Origin of the sequence: Microcoleus sp. D3_18_C2 (assembly GCF_036702395.1) — a bacterium.
GTDB lineage: Bacteria > Cyanobacteriota > Cyanobacteriia > Cyanobacteriales > Microcoleaceae > Microcoleus.
On the sequence record NZ_JAUBTG010000025.1, the window covers coordinates 1 to 3,304 of the forward strand.

At 51.4% G+C, this 3,304-nt stretch carries 1 protein-coding gene and 1 pseudogene; both read left to right on the forward strand.

Features of this window, described 5'->3' with window-relative positions; genetic code table 11:
* Positions 1–181: pseudogene (locus QUA88_RS16430) on the forward strand (hypothetical protein); the annotation flags it as partial.
* A gap of 55 nt (positions 182–236) precedes the next feature.
* Positions 237–3,304, forward strand: a 3,068-nt coding sequence (locus QUA88_RS16435; RefSeq protein ID WP_333272644.1) for a DUF4347 domain-containing protein, incomplete at its 3' end; no start/stop codon positions are given.

Genomic DNA, 3,304 nt, shown 5'->3' on the forward strand with positions numbered 1-3,304 from the left:
TATCAATTACGCACTTGATTTAGCTAAACACTTCATCTTATCATGTTTGAGGTTGAAATTAAGATGCGTTTACCCTGTTTTGCCCCCCGATTTGTTTGAGCGATTTGATGGCTTATCTTTTTGGACCGATGCAACATATAGCCGCGCCAGCGCCATTGTAGCGAAAGCAAAATTAACATAAATTTTTGACCAGTATTGAGATCTAAGACCAAGCAAAAACTATCAGGTAATCTACCGTGAACAACCAAATTATTTTCGTAGACTCATCCGTACAAGACTATCAAAGCCTTATTCAAAACGCCGATGCCGCTCAAATTGTTATTTTAAATGACAATTTGAGCGGCATCGAACAAATTACAAACGCCTTAGCCAATCAAAAAGACATAGACGCCGTGCATATCCTTTCTCACGGCAACCAAGGCAGTTTCCAACTCGGTGCCGACGTACTCAATGAGAATGATATAGAAACTTTCAACACCCAGCTAAAACAGTGGGGAAATGCTCTGACTGAAAATGGCGATATCCTACTTTATGGATGCGATGTAGCCGCCACAGAAACTGGCAATAATTTTGTCAAGCGATTGAGTGAACTCACAGGTGCAGATGTCGCAGCCTCTAACGACTTGACGGGAAATGCAGTTAAAGGTGGCGACTGGGATTTAGAAATAGTAACGGGTCAGATTGAATCCGCCGTACCGTTTAATCGCCAGGCGATGGAAGATTATGACTATACACTGGCGAATTTTAATGTCACAGTGGCAACCGATGATGGCACGGGCACTGTAGCAGGCACATTGAGCAAAGCAATTTTAGATGCGAATACCGCAGCCGGAGATGACACAATTACTCTCCAAACAAATGTCACGTTTACGCAAATTCCGAATCAGCTAATCGATAGCAATATCGCTTTTAGTGGTGGCGGTTTTATAGTCAGTGGAGATGCCAATAACAATAGCATCAATGATACGGGTGACGTTCGCCTCTTCTTTGTGAAGTCTGGAAACGTCAGTTTCACCAACATGACCATGAGGGGGGGTCGTGCCCAGGGCGGAGATGGTAGTGGTGGAGGCGCAGGTATGGGGGGTGGCTTGTTTGTTTATAACGGCACAGTCAGCCTGAATTCTGTCACCTTTTCTAGTAACTCTGCCATTGGCGGAAATGGTATCAGAGGTGGCAGAGGTGGCAGCGCTAATTTTGTGCCTGTCAATCCGGCTAATAATGGTGCCAACCAGACTGGCAGTAACGGCAACGGCAGTAACGGCAACGCCAGCAACGGCAACGGCGGCAACGGCGGCTTCGGTGGCAACGGCGGCAACGGCTACGGTGGCAACGGCGGCAACGGCTTCGGCGGCTTCGGCGGCTTCGCGGGCAACGGCAACGGCGGCAACGGCACCGGAGGTTACGGCGGCTTCGGTGGCAACGGCGGCAACGGATACGGCGGCATTGGCTACGGCGACAACGGCACCGGAGGCAGAGGCAGAGGCGGAGACGGCGGCTTCGGCGGAGGCGGAGGCTACGGCCGAGGCGGCCGCGGCGGCGACCCCGATAAGGACCGCCCTGACGGTTACGGTGGATTCGGCCAAGGTGAGGGGGGTCAAGGTGGCTTCGGTGGTGGTGCCGGCTTCGGCAGAGCCGGCTTCTCGTTTATCGAGACCAACGGTGGCTACGGCGGTGGCAGAGCCGGTGGCTACGGCGGTGCGGGCATGGGGGGTGCAGTATTCATCCGTCAAGGTACTCTCATCCTTGACAGCACCACATTTACCGACAACACTGCTACAGGCGGTACGGGTTACAGACCCGGTCGAGGCAAGGGTGGGGCAATTTTTGCCATGCGTTCTCTTTCCAGCCCCACTAGCGTCAACCAGGGAATGCCCACCGCGCTACCCACTGTCATGTCATTGGGAGCAACTTTCACCGGCAACACCGCTGCCAACCAAGCTGGCACTCCCGCTGCCAACACCCCCGCCAACGGTCAAGGAGTTAACCAAGATAATAACGATGTTTACGGCAGCATCAACACTGCACCCGCCCTTGCCGATACCACCGTCACCCTCACCAACATCCTAGAAGACTCCAGTGCTCCCACTGGCGCTGTCGGCAACCTCATCTCATCTATTGCTGCTATAGGTACAAACATCACCGACCCCGACATTGGCGCAGTGGCAGGCATCGCCATCACCGCCGCCGACACTAACGGCAGTTGGTTTTACACCATAGATGGAGGTACTACTTGGAACGCCTTGGGCTCCGTATCCAATACCAATGCTCGCCTACTCACCGCCAATGCCAATACCCGCATTTACTTCCAACCCAACGCCAACTACAACGGCACCGTCACCAACGGCATCACCTTCCGCGCCTGGGATACGCTCTCTGGCACCAACGGCGGCACCGCTGATAGCACCACCAACGGCAGTAGCACAGTCTTCAGCACCGCTACCGACACCGCAGCCATCACCGTTACCCCCGTCAACGACAAACCCAGTTTCACTAACTTAGGCAATCAAACCCTAACAGCTTGGACAAACACACTTCAAACCGTCAGTAATTGGGTAAATAGCGTTACTTTCGGTCCCGCCGATGAAGCCACTCAAACAGTTAGCAACTACACGGTTACTAACACCAACAACACCCTATTTACAACTCAACCAAGTGTAGCAACCAATGGCACGCTGACCTACACTCCCACTGGCAAACCCGGTACTGCCACCGTTAGTGTACAACTGCAAGATAACGGTGGTACGGCGAATACTGGTGTTGACCTTTCCGATATAGCCACCTTTAATATCACCATTCCCGCACCGAAAGTTAACCTCACTGCCAGCACAACTACTGCCAGCGAAGCCGGGAAAACAGCTATTACCTTTACCGCTACTGCTGAAAGTAATGTCGTCGGTGCTCAAACCATTGATTTAGCATTAACTGGTACTGCTAGTGCTGCTGAATTTACTGGTGCTATTCCTACTCAAATAACCATCCCAGATGGCAGTAATACAGGGCAAGTAACCATTACAGTTAATGATGATTTGATTGCTGAAGGTGCGGAAACAGCTACTTTAACAATTAGCAACCCGTCAACAGGAATAGCATTAGGAACTACCAGTAACCAAAGTGTGACGATTAGTGACAATGATACTGCTGGTATTAATATCACACCCACCACAGGATTAACTACCACTGAGGCTGGTGGGAAAGCTACATTTACAGTTCAACTCAACAGTCAGCCAACGGCAGATGTGACTGTAGGTTTAACCAGCGATAACACCGCCGAAGGAACAGTTTCCCCAACTTCAGTCACTTTCAC